Below are 21,996 nucleotides of genomic sequence, written 5' to 3'. Positions count from 1 at the left end.
GGCCCCGCCCGCCCACGTCCAGGTCATGAACAGGTCGCCGGCGTCGGCCAGTCGGACCTGGACGACCGGGCGGCTCGTCAGCTCGTCGGTGATCCAGAACGGCACCGCGTCCTCGTGCGCGATCCGCCGGTGATAACGGAACTCGGCCGCCGCGATGTACTCCTGGAGTGCGACACGGCCCGGGCCCGACTGCGCCGACATCCGCACCTTCGGCGGCGGCGCGACCCGCAGGCCGACCGAGGCGGCGGCCTCCGCCGCGACACCGCCGAGCGTCATCGCGCCCTCGGCGTGCTCGTGGTGCGCGTACGACTTCATGGCCGTGCTCGGGAAGACCGACGCGGGGTCTTCGACCGGCTCGACGGCGGGCGGTGTGCGGTCCAGGGCCAACGAGGCGCCCGCGCAACGGTGTTCCGCCAGTTCGAAGAGCAGGCCCTGGTCCTGTCGGCGCGTCACGAGGCGGAACACCAACTGCATTGCCTCGTCAGCGAGTTCGAGCCACTGGCTGCGGGCGTGGGCGGTCGCGAAGTCGTAGCGCGCCGCCTCCAGGGCCAGCGCGGCGGGCAGGGCGAAGGAGAGCGCGGTGTCGATGGACTCCCGCTCGTGATCGCCGTGATCGGTCCGGTTGAGGTTGTCCTCAAGAGTGCGCGCGAGCATGAGGTCGACCTGCGCGCACCGCTCGTAGATCTCCCGCTCCTGGTACACGTCCCGGGCTTCCTGGGCCAGCCGTTTCATCTCGTCGATGTCGCCCCGGTCGTAAGCGTGTTGGGCACCCAGCAGCATGGTGTCGGCGGCGGCGATCGAGGCGCCGAGCCGCTCGAACCGGGACAGGCTCGCCGTCAGCAGATCCTCCGCGCCGAGGGCGTCGCCGCGCCGACCGGCGAGAAAGGCGCGGGCCTGTTCGCAGACCGCGAGGTCGCCGAACCACCGCTGCTGCTCGAAGAACGCGGACGCCTCCGTGAACAGCCGTTCCGCGAGGTCGAGTTCACCCTGGTGCATCGCCGCGTACGCCCGGTGCGCGAGCAGTGTCCGCTGCCCACCGGTGTCGCCGATCGCCCGGAAGTGGTCCTCGGCGCGGGCGAAGTAGTCCTCGGCCGGGTCGAACCGCCCGGTCGAGGAGCAGATCAGCCCGAGGGCGACCAGGAGCCGCGGGACGGTCTCCACCGCCGTTGTCGGCGTGGTCGACAGCAGTGCCGACGCCTGGTCCTCGGCCGCTCCCCACTCGCCCCTGTCCATCAGCAAGTGCACGCGGTTCAGGCCGAGTTCGGAGGTCCGCAGTCCGTCGGGGTCGTCGAACCCGGGCAGTCTGACCGCCGCTTCGTCGAGGCAGGCCAGCGCCTCGTCCAGGCGCCCGGTCCTGCGCAGGAGGTCGGCTCCGGCGATCAGCGTCCGCAGCAGCATCTCCAGCCACAGTTGACGGCCGCGCGGTCCCATCGGTGCCGAGGCGATGTCGTCGAGCAGGGCACGGGACCGCTGGTTGGTGTCCTCCGCCCCGGCCAGGTCCGTCGCGGCGAGGTGGACACTCGTCATGTCCGCCAGCAGATGCGCCCGCAGGAACCGCACGTCGGGGGAGTCCTCGATGGACTCGGCCAGGGTGAGCAACTCCTCGTAGACGGCGATCGCGGCGGCGAGATCGGCGGCCAGGTGAAGGCGTTCGGCCTGGGCGAAGCCGCTGTCGAACGGCTCTCCGTAGAGTCGAGTCACCCCGTGGTCGGTGATGGGGCCCACCTCGTCGTCCGTTGTGGGGTCCACTCCGTCGCCCACCGTGCTGTCTTCCTGGTCCGGCATCCGTCAGTAGTCCTCATCGGTGGCTGCGGCGGCGATCTCGGCGAGGAACGGCCCGTAAGCACCGTCGCGCGGCGGCGAGTTGCGTGCGTCGGGCTGTGCCGCTGCCGCGAGGCGCCGCCGGACCAACGCGCGGATCGAGTCGCGGTCGGCGCCGCTTTCGGGGCCCGGCCCAGGGTCGAACCCGGGTAGCAGGACACCGAGTTGGATGCGCGGCTCCGTCTCTCCGGCGGGGAGGTCCAGGTCCGCCCGGCCGGTCCACATGTCGGCCCGCCTGGAGAGGGACACCCGATTCCGGGGACCGTCGTTCACACGGACTTCCGCCGCGAGGGGTACGGCGGTGACGGGCGCCGCGATGTGCGCGACGACCTCGACCTCGATCTGTCGTCGGGCGCCGAGTGCGCGGGCGGTCCAGGACACCGCGGTCTCGGAGGCGTCGACGAAGCCGGGCGGGTAGCGGCGCCAGTCGTTGGTCCCCGAGCCCCGCGCGATCAACCGGCCGCCCGCGACGAGCGGTTCGCCCGCGGCAAGGGCGTAGCCGTCGTGTCGCACGAACAGCGTGACGGGATCGACCAGGGTGCCGTCCGGACGACGGGGCCGATCCAGGGACGGCCGAAGGCGGCGCAGCGCCGACCCGTCCAACCCTGCGTTGTCCGCCGCGTCGTCGACCGACCGCAGAACGCGCTCCAGTTGACGTGCCGAGTCCGTCGACGGCGGTGTGGCGCGCCACCACTGGATCAACGGGGCGAGGGCGATCTGGTGATCGCCGATCAACTCGGCCACGCAGTCGTCGGGTTGATCGCCGCCATCGTCGAACAACTGCTGGCAGTCGTGTGTGAGCGCGGCCAACTCCAGCCCGAGCACGTCCGGTTGGAGTGAGGGAATCCCGTCCAGGTACGACGCCGGCCACCACCGCGCCGCCCAGTGCCCGAAGCCGAGCCGGGCGGCGCGGCCCGCGAGCGGAGTCACGTCCGCGGGTACCCGCACGTCGGCCAACTCGCCTGCCGCACAGGCGTGTACGGCACCGGCGACGTGCTCGCCGTAGACCGCCCACAGCCATTGCTGGGCACGCGCCGTGTCATGTATCTCCGCTAGGGGCAGACCCGGGCTCCCGAGGACAGACGAGGTCAGTACCGCTCCGGCGACGTCGAGAACCGCACGGGTGAAGTCGGGAGCATGAACAGGACTGACGGTGCCTATTCGGATCGTGTCGTCATCGCCGCGCACGACGTGGACGTCGACAGAGCCCCGCGCCATCACGCACTCCTCGACTCGGCCGCCTCGGCCACGGCAGCAGATGGTGCCGTCGATACCGTCAACGTCCGTAGCGCGGACCGGACTCGGGCGCGGTGGTCCATCATCACCGAGCGGGCGACCCCGTCGAGGACCGCCCAGGCCGACGCGGCATCCGCGAGCGGCGCTTCGCGGACGTCCCGCCCGTGCAGCCGCACCCAGAGCCGCCGCATGTAGGCGGTCCAGGGCGTACGGAGATCCTGGGCGAGGGCGTCCAGTACCCCGCCGTCCGGATCAGGGCGGGGCGAGACGGTCATCCGACGGGCGCGTAGGACCGAAGCCTCCCTGCGCCAACGGCTGTTGACGGCTCGGTGCGCGGCTGTTCGGCCCGGCGCGGGCTCCCTGATGCCCAACGGGTCGAGTCCGACCGCGAGGTGACCGCCGAGGAGGACAGCGACGCGCAGGGTCTCGTCGTACAGGCCGAGGGGAGCGCAACTGCGGCCGACCTCCTGCCCGACGAGTTCCGGCACCGTGAGCAACTCCTCGCGCCGAGCCGACGACTGGAGCACGACGAAGAGCCGCTCGAAGAGCGTGCGGTCCAGCGGGGCGGGCAACGTGGCCGTCGAGGCACCCCGGCCGACCCGCGGCCGCGGCGGCAACTCCCGTTCCGTCAGGCCGAGATGGGCCGGAAGGTCGTCCCGCCCCCAGACCCCGCTCGCGTGCGCCCACAGTGCCCGGCCGAGCAGCTCACCGAGTCCCGCCTCGACCATGGACATGTACGCCGGTGAGTTCCTCGGCCCCTCCACCCCACCGCAGGCCTCCAGAACCTCACCCGCCAGCGCGACCGCAGTGGCCGTGTCGGCGGCCGGGGCCGGCTGGCGACCCTCCCATGCGACGCCCAACTCCACGTCCAGCCGGGCGTGTTGAGCGGCATCCGCCAGATATCGCTTCAACGCGTCGACCGTACGGCCGCCGTCCGCAGCCGCGACGTCCTCGACGACGGACCTGGCCACCGCGCCCGCGTCGGCGCCGGGTTCGCCATGTTCGGCGGCCAGTTCGAAGCAGCGCTGGAAGTACAGATCCTGGGGATTGCCCGCCACGACGCCCAGCGTCCGGCGGGTCCGTTTGAGCAGGGTGAACCACTGTGCGGTAGCGACGAGGCGGCTACCGGACTCCCGTATCAGCGCGTCGAGGCGCGCGGCCGGCTCCGGTGCGAGGAAGTCCGCCGCGAGTTCGGGGTGCAGGGCCGGCCTGACGATCAACGGCAGGACGATCAGCTTGACCGTGCGGGTCAGCGGGGCGCCACCGGGGCCGCTCAGCGATTCCAGCCCCGGCCCGAGGGCGCGCCACGCGCCGTCGATGACCATGGCGCGCGGTCGGCGCGCGCCGGTCGGCTGGCTGGGAAGCGGCATGTCAGGAGGGTACGTCGTCCGAGATCGGGCGGGCGAACCTGGGATCGGTAGGCGACCGGGGCCGCCTAGCGTCCACAGGGACAGCGGGAACCACGGGAATCCACCCCGACCAGAAGGAGCAGCCGTCATGGGAATCTTCGGGCGCCGCAAGAGCCGCGAGGAACGGGCCGCCGAGATCGCGGGCCAGGTGGCCAGCGGCAAGGGCTTCTACGGACGTACGACTCGCGCGTTCCTCGGTAACGAGGACTACGCCAGGGTCCAGCAGTCGATCGGCGCGTACAACTCGGGCCTCGGAGTACAGCAGTTGCTCGCAGCGGGAGCGCCGACCACGACCGCAGTCGTCGTGTCGATCGCCGACACCGGCCAACTCGTCAACCACGACCCGGTGGTCGACCTGGTCGTCCAGCCGACCGGGAGCACCGGCCGGATCACCCTGCGGACCATCGTCTCCAAGCTGCGGATACCCCGCGCCGACGATCAGGTGCTGCTGGTGGCCGACCCGGCCAACCCCGGCGGCTACCTCTACGCGGGCGACGGCGTGACCCCGTGAGCAGGGGCACCGTGAGCAGGGACACCGTGCCTGGAGGAGGTAAGGGGAATTGCGCAGTCATACGAGTGTGTTCGTGGGCAATCTGGTGTTCATCGCGGTCTGCCTTTCCGCGGCGCCGTTCTTCCTCCTCGTCGGGTGCTCCGCCTGGAGCGACCATCCCGGCTGGGACTGGCCGGCGTTCATGTTCGCGCTCGGGCTGGCCGGCACGGTCATGATCCCCGTCCTGGCGATCACCGTAACGCGCCAGGAATATCCCCGGATCACGCGCAGGCATCGCGTGCGGGGCGGGAACCTCCGGTGTCCTGACGACACCTTCGTGATGTGGGCGCCCCGAGCCGAACAGGGCTCGGCGCAGGCGCAGTTGGTGCAGGCGGACGTACTGGAGGCGTCACTGGCCCGGTACCACCCCGACGGCGAGTCGACCTTCACGACCCACTACGGCAACTACACGCCCGACGAGTTCACGCCGCTGATCAGGCTCAGGCTGAGGGTGCACGACGCCGAGGAGACCGACGGGACCGGCGGGTTCGAAGTGACGGGGGAGTGGCGAGTGCCGTCCCTGTGCCTCTCGGCGATCACAGCGGGACGCCTGGTAGTCCTCGTCGACGCCCCGGCCGCTCCGGGGGCGCGGCGGACGGTCACGCCCCACTGGCCGCGCAGCAACCTGCTCTCGGGCACGAGGACCTACCGGGTGATCGACCTCGAAGGCCGAACGTCCGAGGTGACACGGCGAGTCGGCCGCCAGCTCCAGCAGATGCGGATCTCGCGGGAGGCGGGAGGCGTCGTCATGACCGGCGACACGGTCGACCTCCGGCGCCTGGACCCGCACACGGCCGCACGCTACGCCGCCCTGGCCGACCGGGACCGCGCCGTCCCCGAGGAACAGGCCCCGGTGAGCGAACCGGGCGAGGAAGCGCGCCGGCTCGCCGACCAACTCCCCGGCGAGAAGGCCGCGTTCGGCTCGGTCGGCCGACGCTGGTCGCGCCGGGGCGGTGTGCTGGTGCGCGGCCGCTTCCTGGAGATGCGCGCGCGGACCACCTTCCAGGACCACGGCCCCGTCCTCGACACGGTCCTGCGCATCCAACCGGCCGACGGCACACCCCCGTTCGACGCCGCCCGGCGACTGACGGTACCGATGGACTACCTCACGGTCCTCCACCGCACCAAGGAGGTCGTCCTCATCGCCGGCCCCAACGGCGTCTCCTACGACGTCGACTGGGCCCGAAGCAGCCTCCTCGCGGGTATCACCCCGGCCACGGTCATCGCCCCCGACGGCCAGGAACTCCCGCTGACGGGACGCCCCGACACGGTCTGGGCCCTGATGAACCTGCTGGCCTCCCACGGCCTCTCGAACCCGAGCCCCGTCCTCGATCTGCGCAAGCCCCGGATGAGAGCGGCGGCGGGCATCCTGATGGACGCTTGTGCATGATGTGCGCTGTGGACGGTGAGAACGGACAGCGACAGACCAGAACGGGCCGACCGCCCGCGACCTCGCGGGCCGCCCTGGAGCAGGTGGGCTTCGAGCTGTTCGCACGGCAGGGGTTCGACCGGACGACCGTCGATGACATCGCCGCCGCGGCAGGCATCGGCCGCCGTACCTTCTTCCGCTACTTCGCCTCCAAGAACGACCTGGTGTGGGGCGACTTCGAGGCCGAACTGGTCAAGCTCGACGGCCTGTTGGCGGCGACCGACGCGGCCGTCCCGATGATGGACGCGCTGCGTGGCGCGGTCGTCGAGTTCAATCGCTTCGACCCGGCGGCGGTGCCCTGGCACCGGCAGCGCATGGCGCTCATCCTGCGGGTCCCGACGCTCCAGGCCGACTCGACCGTGCGCTACGCCTCGTGGCGGACACTGGTCACCGAGTTCGCCGCACGGCGCACGGGCAGGGTGTCCTCGGACCTGCTGCCCCGGTTGATCGGCCACACCGTCCTCGCCGCGTGCATCGCCGCGTACGAACACTGGCTGGCGGACGAACAGGCGGTCCTGGGCGACCTGTTGGACCAGAGCTTGCGCCGGCTCGCGGCCGGCTTCGACGGGCCGGCCCCGGCCCTTCCCTGAACAGGGTCACGGCAGGTCACGTCGCATGGCGTCGGCGACGAGCTCGCCGACGAGGACGGCGGTGGCCGCCGGGCCGCGCAACGGCGGAGTCGGCAGGATCGACGTGTCCGCGACGCGCAGCCCGACGACGCCGTGCACGCGCCCGTAGTGGTCGACGGCCGCCCCCGGATCGCCGGCGGGGCCCATAGGTGCCGTGCCGCAGGTGTGGTGCGAGGTGCCGAGGTGCGCCTCGACCCACCGGTCGAGCAACCGGTCGTCCGCCAGCACCTCCGGTCCCGGCTCAACGAGCCCGCGGGACACCTCCTCGAACGGGTCGGTGGCGGTCAACGCGGCCGTGGCGCGGGCGACTTCGCGCAGGCGTCGCCGGTCCTCGGCGGTCTCCAGATAGCCGTAGTCGATCCTCGGGGGAGTGGCCGGGTCCACGGAACACGTGCGCAGCCGGCCGCTGAGCCGGGGCGACTGGACGGACGCCAGAAACGCGAGCGGTGCGTCGGGCACGGTCACCGTTCCGCCGATCAGGCCCGCCATGGGGACGAGCGACTGGAGGATCTCCAGATCGCCGGGGTGGTCGCCGTCCGACGAGGACAGGTGGAGGCAGCCGCCCAGCCAGGAGTCCGCGGGCTCGGGCATCGGCCGCCGGGGCCGCCACTCCAGCACCAGCTGCGGATGGTCGCCGAACCGGGCTCCGACGGCGGGGGAATTGGCGGCCACCGGAATGCCCAGGCGCCTCAACTCGTCGCCCGGTCCGATGCCCGACAGATGCAGCAGCTGGGGGGAGCGGAACGCCCCGGCGCACAGCACGACTTCACCGCACTCCAGAGTCGTACGACACCCGTCACGCTCGACGACCACGCCGGTCGCCCGGCCTCGCTCGATGACGACTCCGATCACCGAACTGCCGCCCTCCACAATGAGGTTGGGGCGATCGAGTGCGTCCAGCAGATAGCTGACGCCGGTGTTGACGCGTATCCCGTCCACGGAGTTGGACGGCACGGGCCCGAACCCGGGGGCGCCCTGGGCGTTCTTGTCGGGCTCCTCGGGATATCCCAACTCCCTTGCGGCCGAACGGAATGCCACGGCGACAGGGTGCCGTAGACCCGTCCGACGGATCCGCACCGGGCCCTCGTCCCCGTGCACCTCGTCGGCGCCGTGGTCGAGATCGGACTCCAGCGAGCGCAGCAGAGGAAGCACCCGGTCGTACGACCAGGCGGCGCCCCCTACGGCCGACCAGCGCTCGAAGTCCTCGCGCCGGGCGCGCACGAAGTAGCCACCGTTGACGGTGGTCGACCCACCGAGAAAGCGCCCCCGCACGACCGTGTACGGCCGACGCGGCGTGAGGCGGACCGCGTACGGCTGGACGGCGGGATGCCCGGGACGCGCGCCCGGGACCATCCGCGCGTCCAGCAACTCCCTTGTGAAATCCTCCTGTTGACGCGGCGCGGGACCTGCCTCCAGTACCAGTACGGTGCGGTCGGAGTCCTCGCTGAGCCGTGCGGCAAGCGGCGCGCCACTGCCTCCCGCCCCCACGACGACGACATCCGGGCGGCTCAACCGGAGCCCGGAACCGGCGTGGACCGATCGGTCGAAAGAATCATGGTTTCCCCCTCTTCACTTTCGGCACCGAGTGCCATTACTGTCGACCGCGCAGTCGCCCGGATGCCCAGCCGGATGCCCAGGGAGAGTCGCATGAACGAGCTCCAGTCCCCACCGACCGTCCCGGCCAACGAGAACCAGGCCGAAGAACCCGTCACGGAACAGCAGTTGATCGAGGCCGACGACCTCATCGAGGAGATCTCCATCGACGGTATGTGCGGTGTCTACTAGGCCGCCCGCGTGACCGCGCCGGCCCTCGACCGCGCCCTCGGTCTGCACCCCCAGGTCTCGGTGCGGCCGGAACCGTTCGGTGCGCTCCTCTACCACTTCGGGACCCGCAGACTGACGTTCCTCAAGGACCGCAGGCTGCTGGCCGTCGTCGAGTCCCTCGCGGACGCTCCCACGGCCCGGGACGCCTGCCTGGCGGCCGGCGTCGAGGAGGCCGAACTGCCGCGCTACGGCAAGGCGTTGGCCGCACTCGCCGAGTCGTCGATGCTCGTCGGAAGGACCTCATGACCGCCACAGCCGGCACCACACGGCTGGTCGACCTCTTCGAGTCCGGACTCGACGCGCCGATCTGCCTCACCTGGGAACTGACCTACGCCTGCAACCTGGCCTGCACCCACTGCCTCTCCAGCTCCGGCCGCCGCGACCCGCGCGAGCTGACCACCGCCGAAGCCAAGGCGGTCATCGACGAGTTGGAGGCCATGCAGGTCTTCTACGTCAACATCGGCGGCGGAGAGCCCACTGTCCGCGCCGACTTCTGGGAACTCCTCGACTACGCCACCGCCCACCACGTCGGCGTGAAGTTCTCCACCAACGGGGTCCGCATCACGCCCGAGGCGGCTCGCCGGCTCGCGGCCAACGACTACGTGGACGTCCAGATCTCCCTCGACGGCGCGACCGCCGACGTCAACGACGCGGTACGCGGCGCCGGTTCGTACGCGACGGCGCTGAGGGCGATGGAGAACCTCGCCGCCGCCGGCATGCGCACCTTCAAGCTCTCCGTGGTCTGCACCCGCCACAACATCCCCCAACTGGACGAGTTCAAGGACCTCGCCGACCGCTACGGCGCTCAACTCCGTCTGACCCGGCTGCGCCCGTCGGGCCGCGGAGCCGACGTCTGGGACGACCTCCACCCGACCGCGGCACAGCAACGCGAGCTGTACGACTGGCTGTTGGCCCACGGCGACAACGTCCTGACCGGAGACTCCTTCTTCCACCTCTCCGCCTACGGCGAACCGCTCCCCGGCCTCAACCTGTGCGGTGCCGGACGTGTCGTCTGCCTGATCGACCCGGTCGGCGACGTCTACGCCTGCCCCTTCGCCATCCACGACGAGTTCCTCGCCGGCACCGTCCGCGCACCCGGCGGCTTCACCGAGGTGTGGCGCGGCTCGGAGCTGTTCGCTCGACTGCGCACCCCGCAGCACGGCGGAGCCTGCGCGTCCTGCGCGTTCTACGACACCTGCAAGGGCGGCTGCATGGCCGCCAAGTTCTTCACCGGACTGCCCCTGGACGGCCCCGACCCCGAGTGCGTGCGGGGGTACGGCGAACAGCAACTCGCCCGGCGCGCCAAGGACGGTGCGGACCTTCCCAAACCGTCCGCCGACCACTCCCGGCGACGCCCGGTGGACCTCGTCCTCACCCGGCGCCGGGACCTGGAACGGCCCCCGGTCGGCGACTGCGCCGAGGACCCTTTGGCCGGACTGCGCCTCGGCCGGCCGTAGCGGAAGAGTTCAGACGAAGGGACGCGGCACATGGGCAGGAACCCCTGGTTCGAGACGGTCGCCGAAGCACAGCGCCGGGCGAGGAAACGCCTGCCGAGCACGGTGTACGGAGCGCTCGTCGCGGGCTCGGAGCGCGGCCGTACGATCGACGACAACACGGCGGCGTTCGCCCAACTGGGCTTCGCGCCCAGGGTCGTCGGCCATCACGCGGAACGCGATCTGTCCACGACCGTGCTCGGAGTACCCACATCCCTCCCCGTGCTCATCTCGCCGACCGGTGTGCAGGCCGTGGACCCCGAGGGCGAGGTCGCCGTCGCCCGGGCGGCGGCGAGCAGGGGTGTCGTCATGGGCCTGAGTTCCTTTGCGAGCAAGCCGGTTGAGGAAGTCGCCGCCGCTCAGCCGGACTTCTTCTACCAGCTGTACTGGAGCGGCACGCGGGCGACGATGACGCAGCGCATGGACCGGGCCAGAGAGGCCGGTGCCAAGGCGCTCATCGTCACCCTCGACTGGTCCTTCTCCCACGGCCGGGACTGGGGGAGCCCGGCCATCCCGGACAAGCTCGACCTGAGGACCATGCTGAGATTCGCGCCCGACGTGCTGCCCCACCCCGGCTGGCTGCTCCGGTTCGCCAAGTCCCGCCGCATGCCCGACCTTTCGGTCCCCAACCTGCGGCCCCCGGGCGGCGAGGCACCCACCTTCTTCGGCGCGTACGGCGAGTGGATGCAGACCACACCCCCGACCTGGGAGGACGTGGCGTGGCTGCGCAAGGAGTGGGGAGGGCCCTTCCTGCTCAAGGGAGTCACCCGTGTCGACGACGCCAAGCGGGCCGTCGACGCCGGAGTGTCCGCCCTGTCCGTCTCCAACCACGGCGGCAACAACCTCGACACCACCCCCGCCACCATCCGGGTACTCCCGGCGATAGCGGACGCGGTCGGCGCCCAGATCGAAGTGCTCCTCGACGGCGGTGTGCGGCGGGGCGGAGACGTGGCCAAGGCCCTCGCGCTGGGCGCCCGCGCCGTCCTGATCGGGCGCGCCTACCTCTGGGGCCTGGCGGCGAACGGGCAGGCCGGCGTCGAGAACGTCCTGGACATCCTCCGCGGCGGTCTCGACTCGGCGGTGCTGGGCCTCGGGCACTCCTCCGTCCACGAGTTGACGCCCGACGACCTGGTCATCCCCCCGGGCTTCCCCCTCGTCCTGGGCCGCGACGCCCCGGCTGCCTGAGTACGGTGCGAAACGACCCGGCGACCGAACTCGCCCACACCGCCTGGCCGGACGTTCCGTCCGACGCGCTGGTCCTGCTGCCCATCGGGTCCACCGAACAGCACGGCCCGCACCTGCCGCTCGACACGGACAGCGTCATCGCCGGCGCCGTCGCGCGGCGAGCGGCAACCGCCCTCCCCGGGACGCTCGTCGCACCGACCCTTCCCTACGGCGCCAGCGGCGAGCACGCGGGTTTCCCCGGCACCGTCTCGATCGGCCACGAAGCGCTGTGCGCCGTGCTGGTGGAGGCCGTGCGCTCGCTGTCGCTGTGGGCCGGACGGATCGTCCTGGTCAACGGCCACGGCGGCAACACCGCCACCCTCGACACCGCCGTACGCCTGCTGCGCACCGAAGGCCACGACGTGGCCTGGACCGGCTGCGCCGTCCCCGGAGGTGACGCGCACGCCGGGCGTACCGAGACCTCGGTGATGCTCCATCTCGCCCCGGACCAGGTGCGGTTGGACGCGGCGGTCGCCGGTGACACCCGGCCGCTGGCAGCCCTCCTCCAGGAACTGATGGCCCACGGGGTCCGCGCCGTCTCCTCCTCCGGCGTCCTCGGCGACCCGACCGGCGCCTCGACGGCGGAGGGACGCAGGGCGACGGACGCGATGGTGTCGGCCGCGGTCCGCCGGATCACCGCCTGGACCGTGGACGGCCGGGGCCGGCTCGCCGAGCCCGAACACCCGCTCACGTCACGGCAGTTGGATCAGCAGGTGATACGGCGATGACGCTGCCCGCCGGCTTCCTGGTCGAACTCGACCGGCACACCCGGATCGTCGACAGCGGCCGGGCCCTCGTCGGCGGCTTCCCGACCCGACTGATCCGGCTGACCCCGCGGGCCCAACGGCTCCTCACCGGGCGGACGTTGCGGGTGCGGGACGCGGCGAGCTCGCTTCTCGCGGACCGGCTGCTGGACCTCGGCATCGCCAATCCGGTCGTCGCCGCGCTGCCCCCGCCCACCGACCCCCGCTGCACGGTCGTCGTGCCGGTCCGTGACCGGCCACGCCAACTCGCCCGCCTGCTCGACAGCGTTGGCGGCAGCCACCCCGTGATCGTGGTCGACGACGCGTCACGGCGCCCGAAGGCAGTCGCCGCCGTCGCGGCGGAACACGGAGCCACGCTGGTCGCCCTGACCACGAACATCGGACCGGCCGGCGCCCGCAACGCCGGACTCCGGCTCGTCACGACCCCCTTCGTGGTGTTCGCCGACTCCGACATCGTGCTCTCCCCCGACACCGTGCCCACCCTCCTCCGGCACTTCGCCGACCCGGCCGTCGCCATGGCCGTACCCCGCATCACCGGACTGCCCTCACCCGCTCCGACCTGGGTCGAACGGTACGAGAACGCCCGCTCCTCCCTCGACCTGGGTACGCATCCGGCCGGAGTGCGACCCGGCAGCCCCGTCTCGTGGGCGTCCTCGGCCTGCGTCGTCGCACGGGTGGACGCCCTGAAGGAGGGCTTCGACGAGCGGATGCGGGTCGGCGAGGACGTCGACCTGTGCTGGCGGCTGATCGGACAGGGCCGGCGGCTGCGCTACGAGCCGACCGCCGAGGCGGCACACGAACACCGCGCGCGGCTCGGCGACTGGCTGCTGCGCAAGGCCGTCTACGGCACCGGCGCGCAGCCCCTCGCCGAACGCCACCCGCGGTTCATCGCCCCGGTCGTGTTCGCCCCCTGGAGCGTGGCACTCCTCACCGCGCTGCTCGCGCAGCGCAGGTGGTCGGTGCCCGTCGCGGGGGCTGTCCTCGTGGGCGTCACCCTGAGGATCGGCCGGAAAATGGACGGCATCCAGCACCCGCACCGGCTGGCCGTGCGGCTCACGGCCCATGGGGCGCTGTCCACTCTGGCCCAGGCCTCGGCCCTGTTCAACCGGCACTGGTGGCCGCTCACAGTCCTGGGCTGCGTGGCGTCCCGCCGCGTGCGCAGGGCGGCGACGGTGGCCGCGCTGGCCGACATCGCCCTTGAGTACCGGCGCGACCGGGTCCCTCTCGACCCGGTCCGCTACGGCGTCGCGCGCCGCCTCGACGACCTCGCCTACGGGGCCGGCGTATGGCTGTCCGCCCTCAAGGGCCGTTCCATCGCGGCCCTGCTGCCTCGTATCACCCGCTGATTCCCGGGTCCCGGTCAGCGGAAAGCGCCCAGCGGGTGGTCGGCCCGGAAATGACACTGGGATCATTCCGCCGCGCGTGTGCGGCACTTGCTCGGTAGCACTCAGCAGGAGGTGTCCGGCGTGACGCATGAAGTGGTCAACCGTGTCGAGGATCTCGGGTCCGAACTGGCCGCACTCGCCGAAGAGAACGAGAAACTGGGCAAGTTGAGCGACCGGACCGTCGAACTGCTCCGCGCGGCAGGCGTGATCCGACTCCTGCAGCCCAAGGAGTTCGGCGGCCACAGCGCCCACCCCCGGGACTTCGCGGAAGCGGTGATGGCCGTCGCACGGCACGACGGGGCCGCCGGCTGGGTGTGCGGTGTCGTCGGCGTACACCCTTGGGAACTGGCCCAGTTGGACCCCCGGCTCGCGCACGAGGTGTGGGACGAGAACCCGGACACCTGGATCGCCTCGCCGTACATGCCGAACGGCATCGCCGACCCCGTGGACGGCGGATACGTCCTCAGCGGACGCTGGCCCTTCTCCTCCGGAAGCGACCACTGCGACTGGGACTTCCTCGGCGCGCTCGTCGGCGACGGCAAGGGCAGGCCGGCCGGCCCGATCTCCGTGCTCCATGTCGTACTGCCGCGCTCGGACTACGAGATCATCGACGGCACCTGGGACGTGATCGGCCTGGCGGGCACCGGCAGCAAGGACGTCGTCGTCGACAAGGCGTTCATCCCCGCCTACCGCACGATCAGGCAGGAGGCGGTCCAGGAGGGCAGCGCCGCCGAGGCGGTCGGACTCACCGACACCCTCTACAAGTTGCCCTTCAGTTCCATGTTCCCCCTCGGGATCACCGCCGCGGTCATCGGCATCTGCGAGGGCGCGCTGGCCCTCCATCTGTCCCAGCAGCGCGATCGGGTCGCTGTGACGGGGGTCCAGGTACGCGACGACCCCTATGTGCTGTACGCCGCCGGAGAGGCCGCCGCGGAGATCGCCGCCTCACGGGTCCAACTGATCGACGGCATCAGCCGGTTGTACGACCAGGTCGAGGCCGGAAAGCCCGTGTCCATCGAGGACCGGTCGAACGTCCGCCGGAACCAGGTCCGTTGCGCGTGGCGTGCCGTCAGCGCCCTGGACGAGATCTTCGCGCGGTCCGGCGGCAACGCGATCCGACGCGACAACCCGATGCAGCGGTTCTGGCGGGACGCACACGTGGGACTCCAGCACATGATCCACGTCCCCGGATCCGCGTACCACGCCAACGCGCTGGCCCAGATGGGACTTGAGCTGCCCGAGGCGATGCGCGTCCTGATCTGACGGCTCGTCAAGAACGAACGTGGGAGAACAAGGAGGGGCCGTGACGGACGCGGTCGAAGGACGCGCTTTCCGCGAGGTGCTGGGGCACTTCCCCACGAGCGTGGTCGCCATCACCACGACGGACGCCGACCGGCGACCCCGGGGGATGATCGTCGGAACCTTCATGTCCGTCTCCCTGGAACCGCCGCTGGTGTCCTTCCTGGTGGACGGTTCCTCCAACACCCTGCGGACGATCCGGACGGCCGGGCGATTCTGCGCCAACGCGCTCGCGGGCAATCAGGAACGCCTTTCCCGGCAGATGGCCGGCGGCCCGAATCGCTTCGAGGGCGCCGACTGGCAGGAATCCCCGCTCGGCAATCCCGTCCTGGACGGAATTGTCGCGTGGGTCGACTGCACGGTCGAGAAAATCGTCGAACTCGGCGACCACCAACTCGTCGTCGGCCGCGTCCGCACACTCCGCGTCGAGTCGATGAAGACCCCACTGCTCTTCTTCCGCGGTGGTTACGGCGACTATCTGTCGAGCGCGACACTGCTGCTGGACAGGCTCGTCGGCTGGTAGCAGGGAACCAAGTGAGCCGCGCGATCGCGAGATCAAAGGAGATCCGTTGATGCGACAAGACCTGCACTTCAGATTGGAACGCATCTCCGCGTGGTGCGGATTTGTGCTGTTGCTGGGGTTCGCCGTGGCTTTCTCCGTCGGCCATCTCATCACGCCGATGGACCCGACGGAGAATGCCCAAGGCGTTGTCGAATTCCTCACCGACCATCGGACCGGGATCCTCGCCTGCGCCGCGATCATGGTCCTCGTGGTCCCGTTCGAGTACCCGTTCGTCGTCGTGACCAGCATGCAGATGCGCCGTATCGAGGGCGGGTGGGGTCTGCTGTCCATGGTCCAGCTCCTCACCGGCGTCGTCGCACCGATCGGCTTCTTCTTTCCCATCGCGATACTCGCGGCAGCGGCCTATCGACCGGAGAGCCACTCGCCCGACGTGCTCTATGCGATGTCGGACATCTACTGGCTGATGCTGGTGGGCAACGCCTGCATATTCGTCCTCCAGGTCTGGTCGATCGGGTACGCGGCACTCGTCGACAACCGTGCAAAACCGGTGTTCCCCCGCTGGTTCGGCTATCTCAATCTGGTGCTCGGAGTTCTGCTCATCCCGGGCGCCTTCGTCTTCCTCACGAAGACCGGCCCGTTCGCCTGGAACGGACTGCTCGCGAACATGCTTCCCACGGCGGTGTACTTCATCTGGAAGATCGCCACGCCGATCGTGCTGTTGCGCGCCGTGAAATCCGAAGAGGAGGAGGCGGCGGAGAAAGCGGCACCTTCCGAATTCGCGAGCACCTAGGGCCTGTCCGGCGGATCAGGTCGCAGGAGATCAACGGTATCTGATCAGCGCCGGTGAGCGGGGCGTGGTGCGTGCAGCTGCAAGGCGGAGGAGGGCGTCAACGCGGAGCGTTGGCAACCGACGACAACGCGGCAGATGGGCGTGCCAGGCCCCGCGTCTGCGGCATGATCCGCCGGACAGGCCCTAGCGGTCCGCCGTCAGTGGAGCCCGCGGGAGGCGACGATGCGGAACGTGGGATGGTCGGCGGGGTCGGGGAGTTGGCGGAAGGTCTCGGCCACCGTGGGGAAGCGGCCGAACCGTTCGAGGTAGACGGCGATCAGCGGCGGACGCTCGTCGGCCGGCACCTCGACCGCCTCGAACTCCTCGGCCCTGCCCCCGCGTTGCAGTCGTCCGCTCTTCGCGGCGCGCAGGTTGCGGGACCACTCGGTGTTGCCGCGGGGCGCGATGAGGTAACGCTCCCCGTCGTGATCGAGGACGGCCACCGGCACACTCCGCCAGCGCCCGCTGGTACGACCGCGGACGCTCAGCGTGCTCAGTACCGACCGCGCGAAGAGCTTGGCCATGCGGTTGCCGATGACCCGTGCTCCCCAGGGCGGGCGGAGGTAAGGACCGCTCGACGTTGTCATGGAACCTCCTCGGGAAGGTGCTGATACGGAACGTGCTGATACGATTTCTAGGGTGACCCTAAATATAGGGTCACCCTAGACGCTTTGTCTCCCCGAGACGGAGGTTCGGACAGAGGTGACGATGGGGCTTCGCGAGTCGAAGAAGGAGCAGACGCGGACACTGATCGCGGACACCGCCTGGCGGCTGTTCGCCGACCGGGGGTTCGACGCCGTGCGGGTCGCCGAGATCGCCCACGAGGCGTGCGTCTCCGAGGCCACCGTCTTCAACTACTTCCCGCGCAAGGAGGACCTGCTCTACTTCCGGCTCGAAGACTTCGGGGAACGCCTGGTCGCGGCCGTCGACTCCCGACTCCCGGGCGAGCCGGTCCTGGACGCCGTACGGAACTTCCTCACCGAACCGGCCGGGCTCCTCGCCCAGGTCGAGGCCGGGGAGGACGAGGCCGTCGTGCGACTGCGGACGGTCAATCGCATGGTCGCGGACAGTCCCGCGCTCCGCGCCCGCGAACAGCAGGCGATCGCCGACGCGACAGCCGCACTGGCCGCACGGCTCACCGCCGAGGAGAGCACGGGTCCCCGAGGGGCCCTCACCGCGTACGTGGCCGCGAACGCCCTGATGGGTGTCCATCGCGCTCTCATCGACCTCGTACGGCGACGTGTCCTGGCCGACGAGGCGATCGACCGACTCGCCGCCGACGTCCGTGCGTGCGGAGCGGAGGGCTTCGCTCTGCTCGCGCACGGCTTCGCCGACTACGGTGTACGGCCTGCCAGTTACGGCGATGATTCCTGAACCGGGCATGTGAGCAGGGGAGTTGCGGCAAGCCGGCGACCCGTTCCGGTAACTGCCGGCCGCTTATGGACAGGACTCCCCGAACTTCACCGCAGAGAACTCCACCGGCTGCCCACTCAGCTTCGTCCCGGCGGGCGGCTTCTCCGAGCACACCTGCCAGTTCGACTCCAGGAGGATGTAACGCCCTTTGCCGGAGGCGTCCTTGACCGTGATCGACGTGCCGGAGCGGAGCGTGTCGCGGGCGGTGTTCACCGACTTCCCCTTGAAGTCCGGCATCGTTCCGCCGGCCGCAGTGGGCGCGGACTGGTCCTTCGCCGGGCAGGTCTCGTCCGACTTCACCGCACCGAAGTCGAGTCGGGTGTCCGTGGACGCGCTCGTGCCGGCCTTCACGTTCTGGGAGCAGACCTTCCAGTCCCGGTCGAGGATCTGATGACGGTCACGGCCGAGCGAGTCGTGGGACTTGAGGCTGTAGAAGCCCTGCTTCTGGGCTGCGTCCTGCGCGGACTGAAGCCCCATGCCGATGAAGTCGGGGACGGTCTTGGTCTTGCCACCGGTCTTGGCGTTGCTGCCCGTGGCGGTGGCGGTTGAACTGCCGCCTGCGCCCGTGGTGTTGTGGCAGGCGGTGCCGAGACCGCCGATGACGAGTATGCCTGCGGTGACTCCACCGACGAGCTTCCGGTCGCGCTTCTTCTTCGGACGTGATCCGGCGGCCCATGACGGCTGACCTGGTGGCGTAAATACGGAGTTGGACACGGTACGCCCCTGATGTGTGGATGAAGGGACACTGTGTCAGACACGGAGGCCCGGCCGCACGCTGCGTGACGAACCGTGACAGGTTTCCGGACGGTGTCCGGCAACGGCAGACTGGGCGGATGGACGCAGGACTCGCCGCGCTGCTGGGGGCCGCCGTCGGCTCTGTCGCCACTCTCGGTGCCGCGATCGTGAGCGGCCGGACACAGACGCGGGCGCAGAATGAGCAGTGGCGGCGTCAGCATCGTCGCGATGCCTACGCCCGTTACCTCGGCGCGCTCCATGACCGCGACATCGCCATGGACGCCGTACTCGACGCACTGCGTTCGGACGAACCCGAACTGCCCGATGTCGATGAGAAGATACGTCGCTTCATCGCCCTTGCCCGCGAGGTCCATCGCGCCGCCGAGGTCGTGATCCTCGAAGGGCCGGCCTCCCTCGTGAAAGTCACCGAACGGGTCGCCGACGCCTCCAGTGGCCTCTCGGAGGTCATGCGGCGGATGGCCGACGACGCTCGCGCCCGGGATGTCACCCGCAAAGCCGAGGACATGGCGCTTGCCGTCGAGCGGGAGCGCATCCTCTATCAGGAAGTGAGGGCCTTCCGGGTCGCGGCCCGTGGCGTCATCGGCAACACCGCCTGATTCCCGGCTACTTGAGGTGCTGACGCCGGTCGGCGCGAACGCGTCCTGAGGCGCTAGACCGAGAGCGCGAACCCGCCCGTCACCCGCAACGTCTCACCCGTGATGAACGAGGCCTTCGACGAGACCAGATACAGCAGCGCCTCGACGATGTCCCGTTCCTCGCCCTCCCGTTGGAGGATCTGCTCGCCCAGCACCCGCTTCGCCTCGGCCTCGGACAGTTCGGCCCGGACCGTGTCGGTGAAGATCAGGCCGGGGGCGATCGCGTTGACGCGGATGCCGTCGGCGGCGAACTCGCGCGCGAAGGACACGGTCAGTCCGCGTACGGCGAGTTTGGAGACGCCGTAGATGCTGCGGTTCGCGTAGGCCGCCGACGAGGAGATGTTGACGATGGCGGCACCGGCACGGCCTTGCATGGCTTTCTGTGCCGCGAGGGAGCAGATGACGACGCCCATCACGTTCACGTCGAGGACGCGCCGCACGTTGGCGAGGCCGAGTTCGGTGAACGGCCGGTTGTAAGCGGCGTGCAGGCCCGCGTTGTTGACCAGGATGTCCAGGCCGCCGTGCCGTTCGGCGACCTCGCCGACGACCGCCTCGACCGCGGTCTCGTCGGCGACGTCACAGGCCACCCCCGTCACCCTGCCGCCCGCGGTGGTGAGTTCGGCGGCGGCGGACTCCGCCGCGGCTCCGTCGATGTCCGCGAGCACGACGTGCGCACCCCGCGCCGACAGAGCCGCGCCGAACGCCTTGCCGAACCCGCGCCCGCCCCCGGTGATGAACGCGACCTTGCCGTGGTGCTCGTCCTGTTCCGGCATTACGGATGCTCCCGTCGTCGTCCTGGTGCCAACCGGCGCCCCGCACCGGTCACTTGGGGCCGAACCGCTGTCCCGCGTCGAGCCGCAGGCACTGGCCGTTCAGCATCGGGTTGTCGACGATGGCGAGCGCGAGCTTCGCGTACTCCTCGGGGCGGCCCAGGCGTTTGGGGAACGCCGCGTCCTTGACCAGGACCGCCCGCGCCTCGTCCGGGATCTTCTCGACGGCGCCCGTGTCGAACAGACTGGGCGCGATGGCCAGGACGCGGATGCCGAGCGAGCCGAGATCGCGCGCCATGGTGAGACACATCCCGGCGATGGCGGCCTTGGCGGCCCCGTACGCGACCTGCCCGACCTGCGCCTCGAAGGCGGCGATCGACGACGTGTTGATGATGACGCCACGCTCGCCGTCCGGGTCCTCGGGCGCGTTGCGGCTCATGTGCGCGGCGGCGAGCCGGCTGACGTTGAAGGTCGCGACGGTGTTGAGGTCGAGGACCCGGCGGAAGGTGTCGAGGTCGTGCGGCCCGCTCCTGCCGAGCGTCCGCTTCGCCGTACCGCCGCCCGCCGTCGTGATCGAGACGTGCAGTCCGCCGAGCGATTCGACGGCGCCGGCCAGCGCGCTTTCCGTCGCCTCGAAGTCGGTGACGTCGACCGGCTGGAAACGCCCGCCCAACGCCGCCGCGACCTCGGCACCGGCCGACGCGGGACGGTCGAGTACGACGACGTCGGCGCCGCGCGCCGCGAGCAACTCGGCGCTCGCCCGGCCCATTCCGGAGGCACCGCCGAACACCACGGCCTTCTTGCCCTTGATCTCCATCGGTCGATTCCCTTTCGCTCGGCTCAGGCGGACGCGGAAGACCGCAGGAGGAGGGTGCAGAGCCGGTCGCGGTGGACGGCCGTGTCCCCGTGGAGCACCCGGTCGGCCCTGGCCCGGCGCAGATAGAGGTGGAGGTCGTGCTCCCAGGTGAAACCGATGCCGCCGTGCAACTGCAGTGCCCCGGCGGCGACTTCACCGGTACCGGCGGTGGCGTAGGAGGCGGCGGCACAGGCCGCGCGGGCGGCGTCGTCGGTGCCGGCATCGGCGGCCATCGCCGCGTAGTACGTCGCGGCACGGGTGCCGTGCACGAGCAGTGCCATGTCGGCGCAGGCGTGCTTGACGGCCTGGAAACCGCCGATCGGCCGCCCGAACTGCACCCGGCTCGTGGTGTGTTCCACGGTCAGTCCCAGCATCCGCTCCATCACGCCGAGCGCGTCGGCGCACCGCAGGACGGACGCCTCGTCGAGCAGGGCCTGGATGTCGGCCGGCCCGCCGTCGAGACGGGCGTCGAGCGGAACGCGTACGGCGTCCAGGCGGACCTCGTGGAACGCGCGGGTCGGATCCAGGACGCGCTGACGCCGGACGGTGACTCCGGGGGCCGCGCGGTCGACGAGGAAGGACGCCGGTTCGCCCTCGTGGCGTGCGGTGACCAGCAGCCAGCGAGCGCCGCCGGCATCCTGCACCACGGTCTTGACGCCGTCCAGGACGGCCTCGTCCCCGTCCGTACGGGCGGTCGCGTGGATCCCGTCGAGGGTCCAGGGTGCGTGCGGTTCGGCGAAGGCCCAGGTGGCCCAGCCGTCTCCGGCGGCGAGCGCGGGCAGCACCTCGCCGCGCAGCCGCGCGGAACCGCCGTAGGCGATCGCCCGGCCGACGACCGCCGTCGGCAGGAACGGGCCCCGGCCGAGCGCGCGGCCGATTTCCTCGGCGACCAGGGCGAGTTCGACCAGTCCCTGGCCGGACCCGCCGTACTCCTCGGGCAGGGCGAGACCGGGCCAGCCGAGGTCGGAGGTCAGCCGCCAGAGTTCGGGGTCGACGTCCTGGGTGCCGTCCATCGAGGCTCGTACGAGGGCGATCGGGGCCCGGTCGGACAGCAGGTCGCGCGAGGCCTCGCGCAGCATGGCCTGCTCCTCGCTGAGCTCGAAGTTCACCAGCCACCACCCGGTCGCAGCGGATCAGTACCTCGAAGAAGG

Annotated in this window: 22 protein-coding genes and 1 pseudogene; 14 read left to right on the top strand and 9 right to left on the bottom strand. The window is 70.8% G+C overall.

What is annotated here, in order from left to right:
- From AC31A1_RS04530 to AC31A1_RS04520, 3 genes and pseudogenes are all read right to left on the bottom strand, one after another.
- A pseudogene (locus tag AC31A1_RS04530) lies at positions 1 to 1,785 on the bottom strand (hypothetical protein); the annotation flags it as partial.
- A 3-nt stretch (positions 1,786 to 1,788) separates the two neighbouring features.
- Positions 1,789 to 3,039: a hypothetical protein gene (locus tag AC31A1_RS04525; protein ID WP_489651949.1), complete on the bottom strand. Its 1,251-nt coding sequence runs from the start codon at positions 3,037 to 3,039 to the stop codon at positions 1,789 to 1,791.
- Positions 3,039 to 4,427 (bottom strand): hypothetical protein, encoded by a 1,389-nt coding sequence (locus tag AC31A1_RS04520; protein WP_489651948.1) that lies wholly within the window; start codon positions 4,425 to 4,427, stop codon positions 3,039 to 3,041. The genes AC31A1_RS04525 and AC31A1_RS04520 overlap by 1 nt, the downstream gene beginning before the upstream one ends.
- 127 nt (positions 4,428 to 4,554) lie before the next feature.
- Here AC31A1_RS04520 and AC31A1_RS04515 point away from each other — a divergent pair, with 127 nt between their 5' ends.
- The 3 genes from AC31A1_RS04515 (at position 4,555) to mftR (ending at position 7,035) form a co-directional block, all read left to right on the top strand.
- A complete protein-coding gene (locus AC31A1_RS04515) occupies positions 4,555 to 4,977 on the top strand; it encodes a hypothetical protein (RefSeq protein ID WP_489651947.1) in 423 nt (140 codons plus the stop codon).
- 73 nt (positions 4,978 to 5,050) lie between these two features.
- Entirely contained in the window at positions 5,051 to 6,406 is a 1,356-nt protein-coding gene (locus AC31A1_RS04510; RefSeq protein ID WP_489651946.1) for a hypothetical protein, read from the top strand.
- Between the two features lie 8 nt (positions 6,407 to 6,414).
- A complete protein-coding gene (gene mftR, locus AC31A1_RS04505) occupies positions 6,415 to 7,035 on the top strand; it encodes a mycofactocin system transcriptional regulator MftR (RefSeq protein ID WP_489651945.1) in 621 nt (206 codons plus the stop codon).
- 6 nt (positions 7,036 to 7,041) lie between these two features.
- On the opposite strand, the gene mftG is transcribed toward mftR, so the two are convergent.
- On the bottom strand, positions 7,042 to 8,586 hold the full coding sequence (mftG, locus tag AC31A1_RS04500) for a mycofactocin dehydrogenase MftG (protein ID WP_489651944.1): 1,545 nt from the start codon (positions 8,584 to 8,586) through the stop codon (positions 7,042 to 7,044).
- A 135-nt stretch (positions 8,587 to 8,721) separates the two neighbouring features.
- Here mftG and mftA point away from each other — a divergent pair, with 135 nt between their 5' ends.
- The 9 genes from mftA (at position 8,722) to AC31A1_RS04455 (ending at position 16,376) form a co-directional block, all read left to right on the top strand.
- Positions 8,722 to 8,859 carry a mycofactocin precursor MftA gene (gene mftA / locus AC31A1_RS04495; protein ID WP_365302456.1) on the top strand — a complete coding sequence of 46 codons (138 nt, stop codon included), beginning with the start codon at positions 8,722 to 8,724 and terminating at the stop codon, positions 8,857 to 8,859.
- A 9-nt stretch (positions 8,860 to 8,868) separates the two neighbouring features.
- The gene (mftB, locus tag AC31A1_RS04490) at positions 8,869 to 9,144 is read left to right on the top strand and encodes a mycofactocin biosynthesis chaperone MftB (protein ID WP_406118755.1); all 276 of its coding nucleotides are present in this window, start codon (positions 8,869 to 8,871) and stop codon (positions 9,142 to 9,144) included.
- A complete protein-coding gene (gene mftC / locus AC31A1_RS04485; RefSeq protein WP_489651943.1) occupies positions 9,141 to 10,355 on the top strand; it encodes a mycofactocin radical SAM maturase in 1,215 nt (404 codons plus the stop codon). The genes mftB and mftC overlap by 4 nt, the downstream gene beginning before the upstream one ends.
- A 30-nt stretch (positions 10,356 to 10,385) precedes the next feature.
- Positions 10,386 to 11,576 carry a pre-mycofactocin synthase MftD gene (gene mftD, locus AC31A1_RS04480; protein WP_489651942.1) on the top strand — a complete coding sequence of 397 codons (1,191 nt, stop codon included), beginning with the start codon at positions 10,386 to 10,388 and terminating at the stop codon, positions 11,574 to 11,576.
- A 5-nt stretch (positions 11,577 to 11,581) separates the two neighbouring features.
- On the top strand, positions 11,582 to 12,343 hold the full coding sequence (gene mftE, locus AC31A1_RS04475) for a mycofactocin biosynthesis peptidyl-dipeptidase MftE (protein WP_489651941.1): 762 nt from the start codon (positions 11,582 to 11,584) through the stop codon (positions 12,341 to 12,343).
- The gene (gene mftF, locus AC31A1_RS04470) at positions 12,340 to 13,725 is read left to right on the top strand and encodes a mycofactocin biosynthesis glycosyltransferase MftF (RefSeq protein ID WP_489651940.1); all 1,386 of its coding nucleotides are present in this window, start codon (positions 12,340 to 12,342) and stop codon (positions 13,723 to 13,725) included. Before mftE ends, mftF begins: the two co-directional genes overlap by 4 nt.
- Positions 13,726 to 13,845: 120 nt before the next feature.
- Positions 13,846 to 15,027 carry an acyl-CoA dehydrogenase family protein gene (locus AC31A1_RS04465; RefSeq protein ID WP_489651939.1) on the top strand — a complete coding sequence of 394 codons (1,182 nt, stop codon included), beginning with the start codon at positions 13,846 to 13,848 and terminating at the stop codon, positions 15,025 to 15,027.
- A 40-nt stretch (positions 15,028 to 15,067) separates the two neighbouring features.
- Positions 15,068 to 15,586, top strand: a complete 519-nt coding sequence (locus tag AC31A1_RS04460) for a flavin reductase family protein (protein WP_489651938.1) — start codon at positions 15,068 to 15,070, stop codon at positions 15,584 to 15,586.
- A 49-nt stretch (positions 15,587 to 15,635) separates the two neighbouring features.
- Positions 15,636 to 16,376, top strand: coding sequence for a hypothetical protein (locus tag AC31A1_RS04455; RefSeq protein WP_489651937.1), 741 nt, complete (start codon positions 15,636 to 15,638; stop codon positions 16,374 to 16,376).
- A 197-nt stretch (positions 16,377 to 16,573) separates the two neighbouring features.
- Here the strand turns inward: AC31A1_RS04455 and AC31A1_RS04450 are convergent, their stop codons facing one another.
- On the bottom strand, positions 16,574 to 17,002 hold the full coding sequence (locus AC31A1_RS04450; protein ID WP_489651936.1) for a nitroreductase family deazaflavin-dependent oxidoreductase: 429 nt from the start codon (positions 17,000 to 17,002) through the stop codon (positions 16,574 to 16,576).
- Positions 17,003 to 17,123: 121 nt separating this feature from the next.
- Here AC31A1_RS04450 and AC31A1_RS04445 point away from each other — a divergent pair, with 121 nt between their 5' ends.
- On the top strand, positions 17,124 to 17,789 hold the full coding sequence (locus tag AC31A1_RS04445) for a TetR/AcrR family transcriptional regulator (RefSeq protein WP_489651950.1): 666 nt from the start codon (positions 17,124 to 17,126) through the stop codon (positions 17,787 to 17,789).
- 63 nt (positions 17,790 to 17,852) lie between these two features.
- Here the strand turns inward: AC31A1_RS04445 and AC31A1_RS04440 are convergent, their stop codons facing one another.
- Positions 17,853 to 18,542, bottom strand: a complete 690-nt coding sequence (locus AC31A1_RS04440) for a hypothetical protein (RefSeq protein ID WP_489651935.1) — start codon at positions 18,540 to 18,542, stop codon at positions 17,853 to 17,855.
- Positions 18,543 to 18,661: 119 nt separating this feature from the next.
- Between AC31A1_RS04440 and AC31A1_RS04435 the strand changes: the two genes are divergently transcribed.
- Complete coding sequence (locus AC31A1_RS04435; RefSeq protein WP_489651934.1) at positions 18,662 to 19,180, top strand: proline dehydrogenase; 519 nt, start codon at positions 18,662 to 18,664, stop codon at positions 19,178 to 19,180.
- A gap of 53 nt (positions 19,181 to 19,233) precedes the next feature.
- Here AC31A1_RS04435 and AC31A1_RS04430 read toward each other — a convergent pair whose 3' ends face one another.
- The 3 genes from AC31A1_RS04430 to AC31A1_RS04420 are packed head-to-tail and all read right to left on the bottom strand — an operon-like array spanning position 19,234 to position 21,954.
- A complete protein-coding gene (locus AC31A1_RS04430) occupies positions 19,234 to 19,992 on the bottom strand; it encodes an SDR family NAD(P)-dependent oxidoreductase (protein ID WP_489651933.1) in 759 nt (252 codons plus the stop codon).
- A gap of 49 nt (positions 19,993 to 20,041) precedes the next feature.
- Positions 20,042 to 20,806 (bottom strand): SDR family NAD(P)-dependent oxidoreductase, encoded by a 765-nt coding sequence (locus AC31A1_RS04425; RefSeq protein ID WP_489651932.1) that lies wholly within the window; start codon positions 20,804 to 20,806, stop codon positions 20,042 to 20,044.
- Positions 20,807 to 20,829: 23 nt separating this feature from the next.
- Positions 20,830 to 21,954, bottom strand: coding sequence for an acyl-CoA dehydrogenase family protein (locus AC31A1_RS04420; RefSeq protein ID WP_489651931.1), 1,125 nt, complete (start codon positions 21,952 to 21,954; stop codon positions 20,830 to 20,832).
- Positions 21,955 to 21,996 lie beyond the last annotated feature (42 nt).

It is taken from the genome of Streptomyces sp. P5F9 (assembly GCF_057961495.1).
This window is presented reverse-complemented; position numbering and strand designations above follow the sequence as displayed.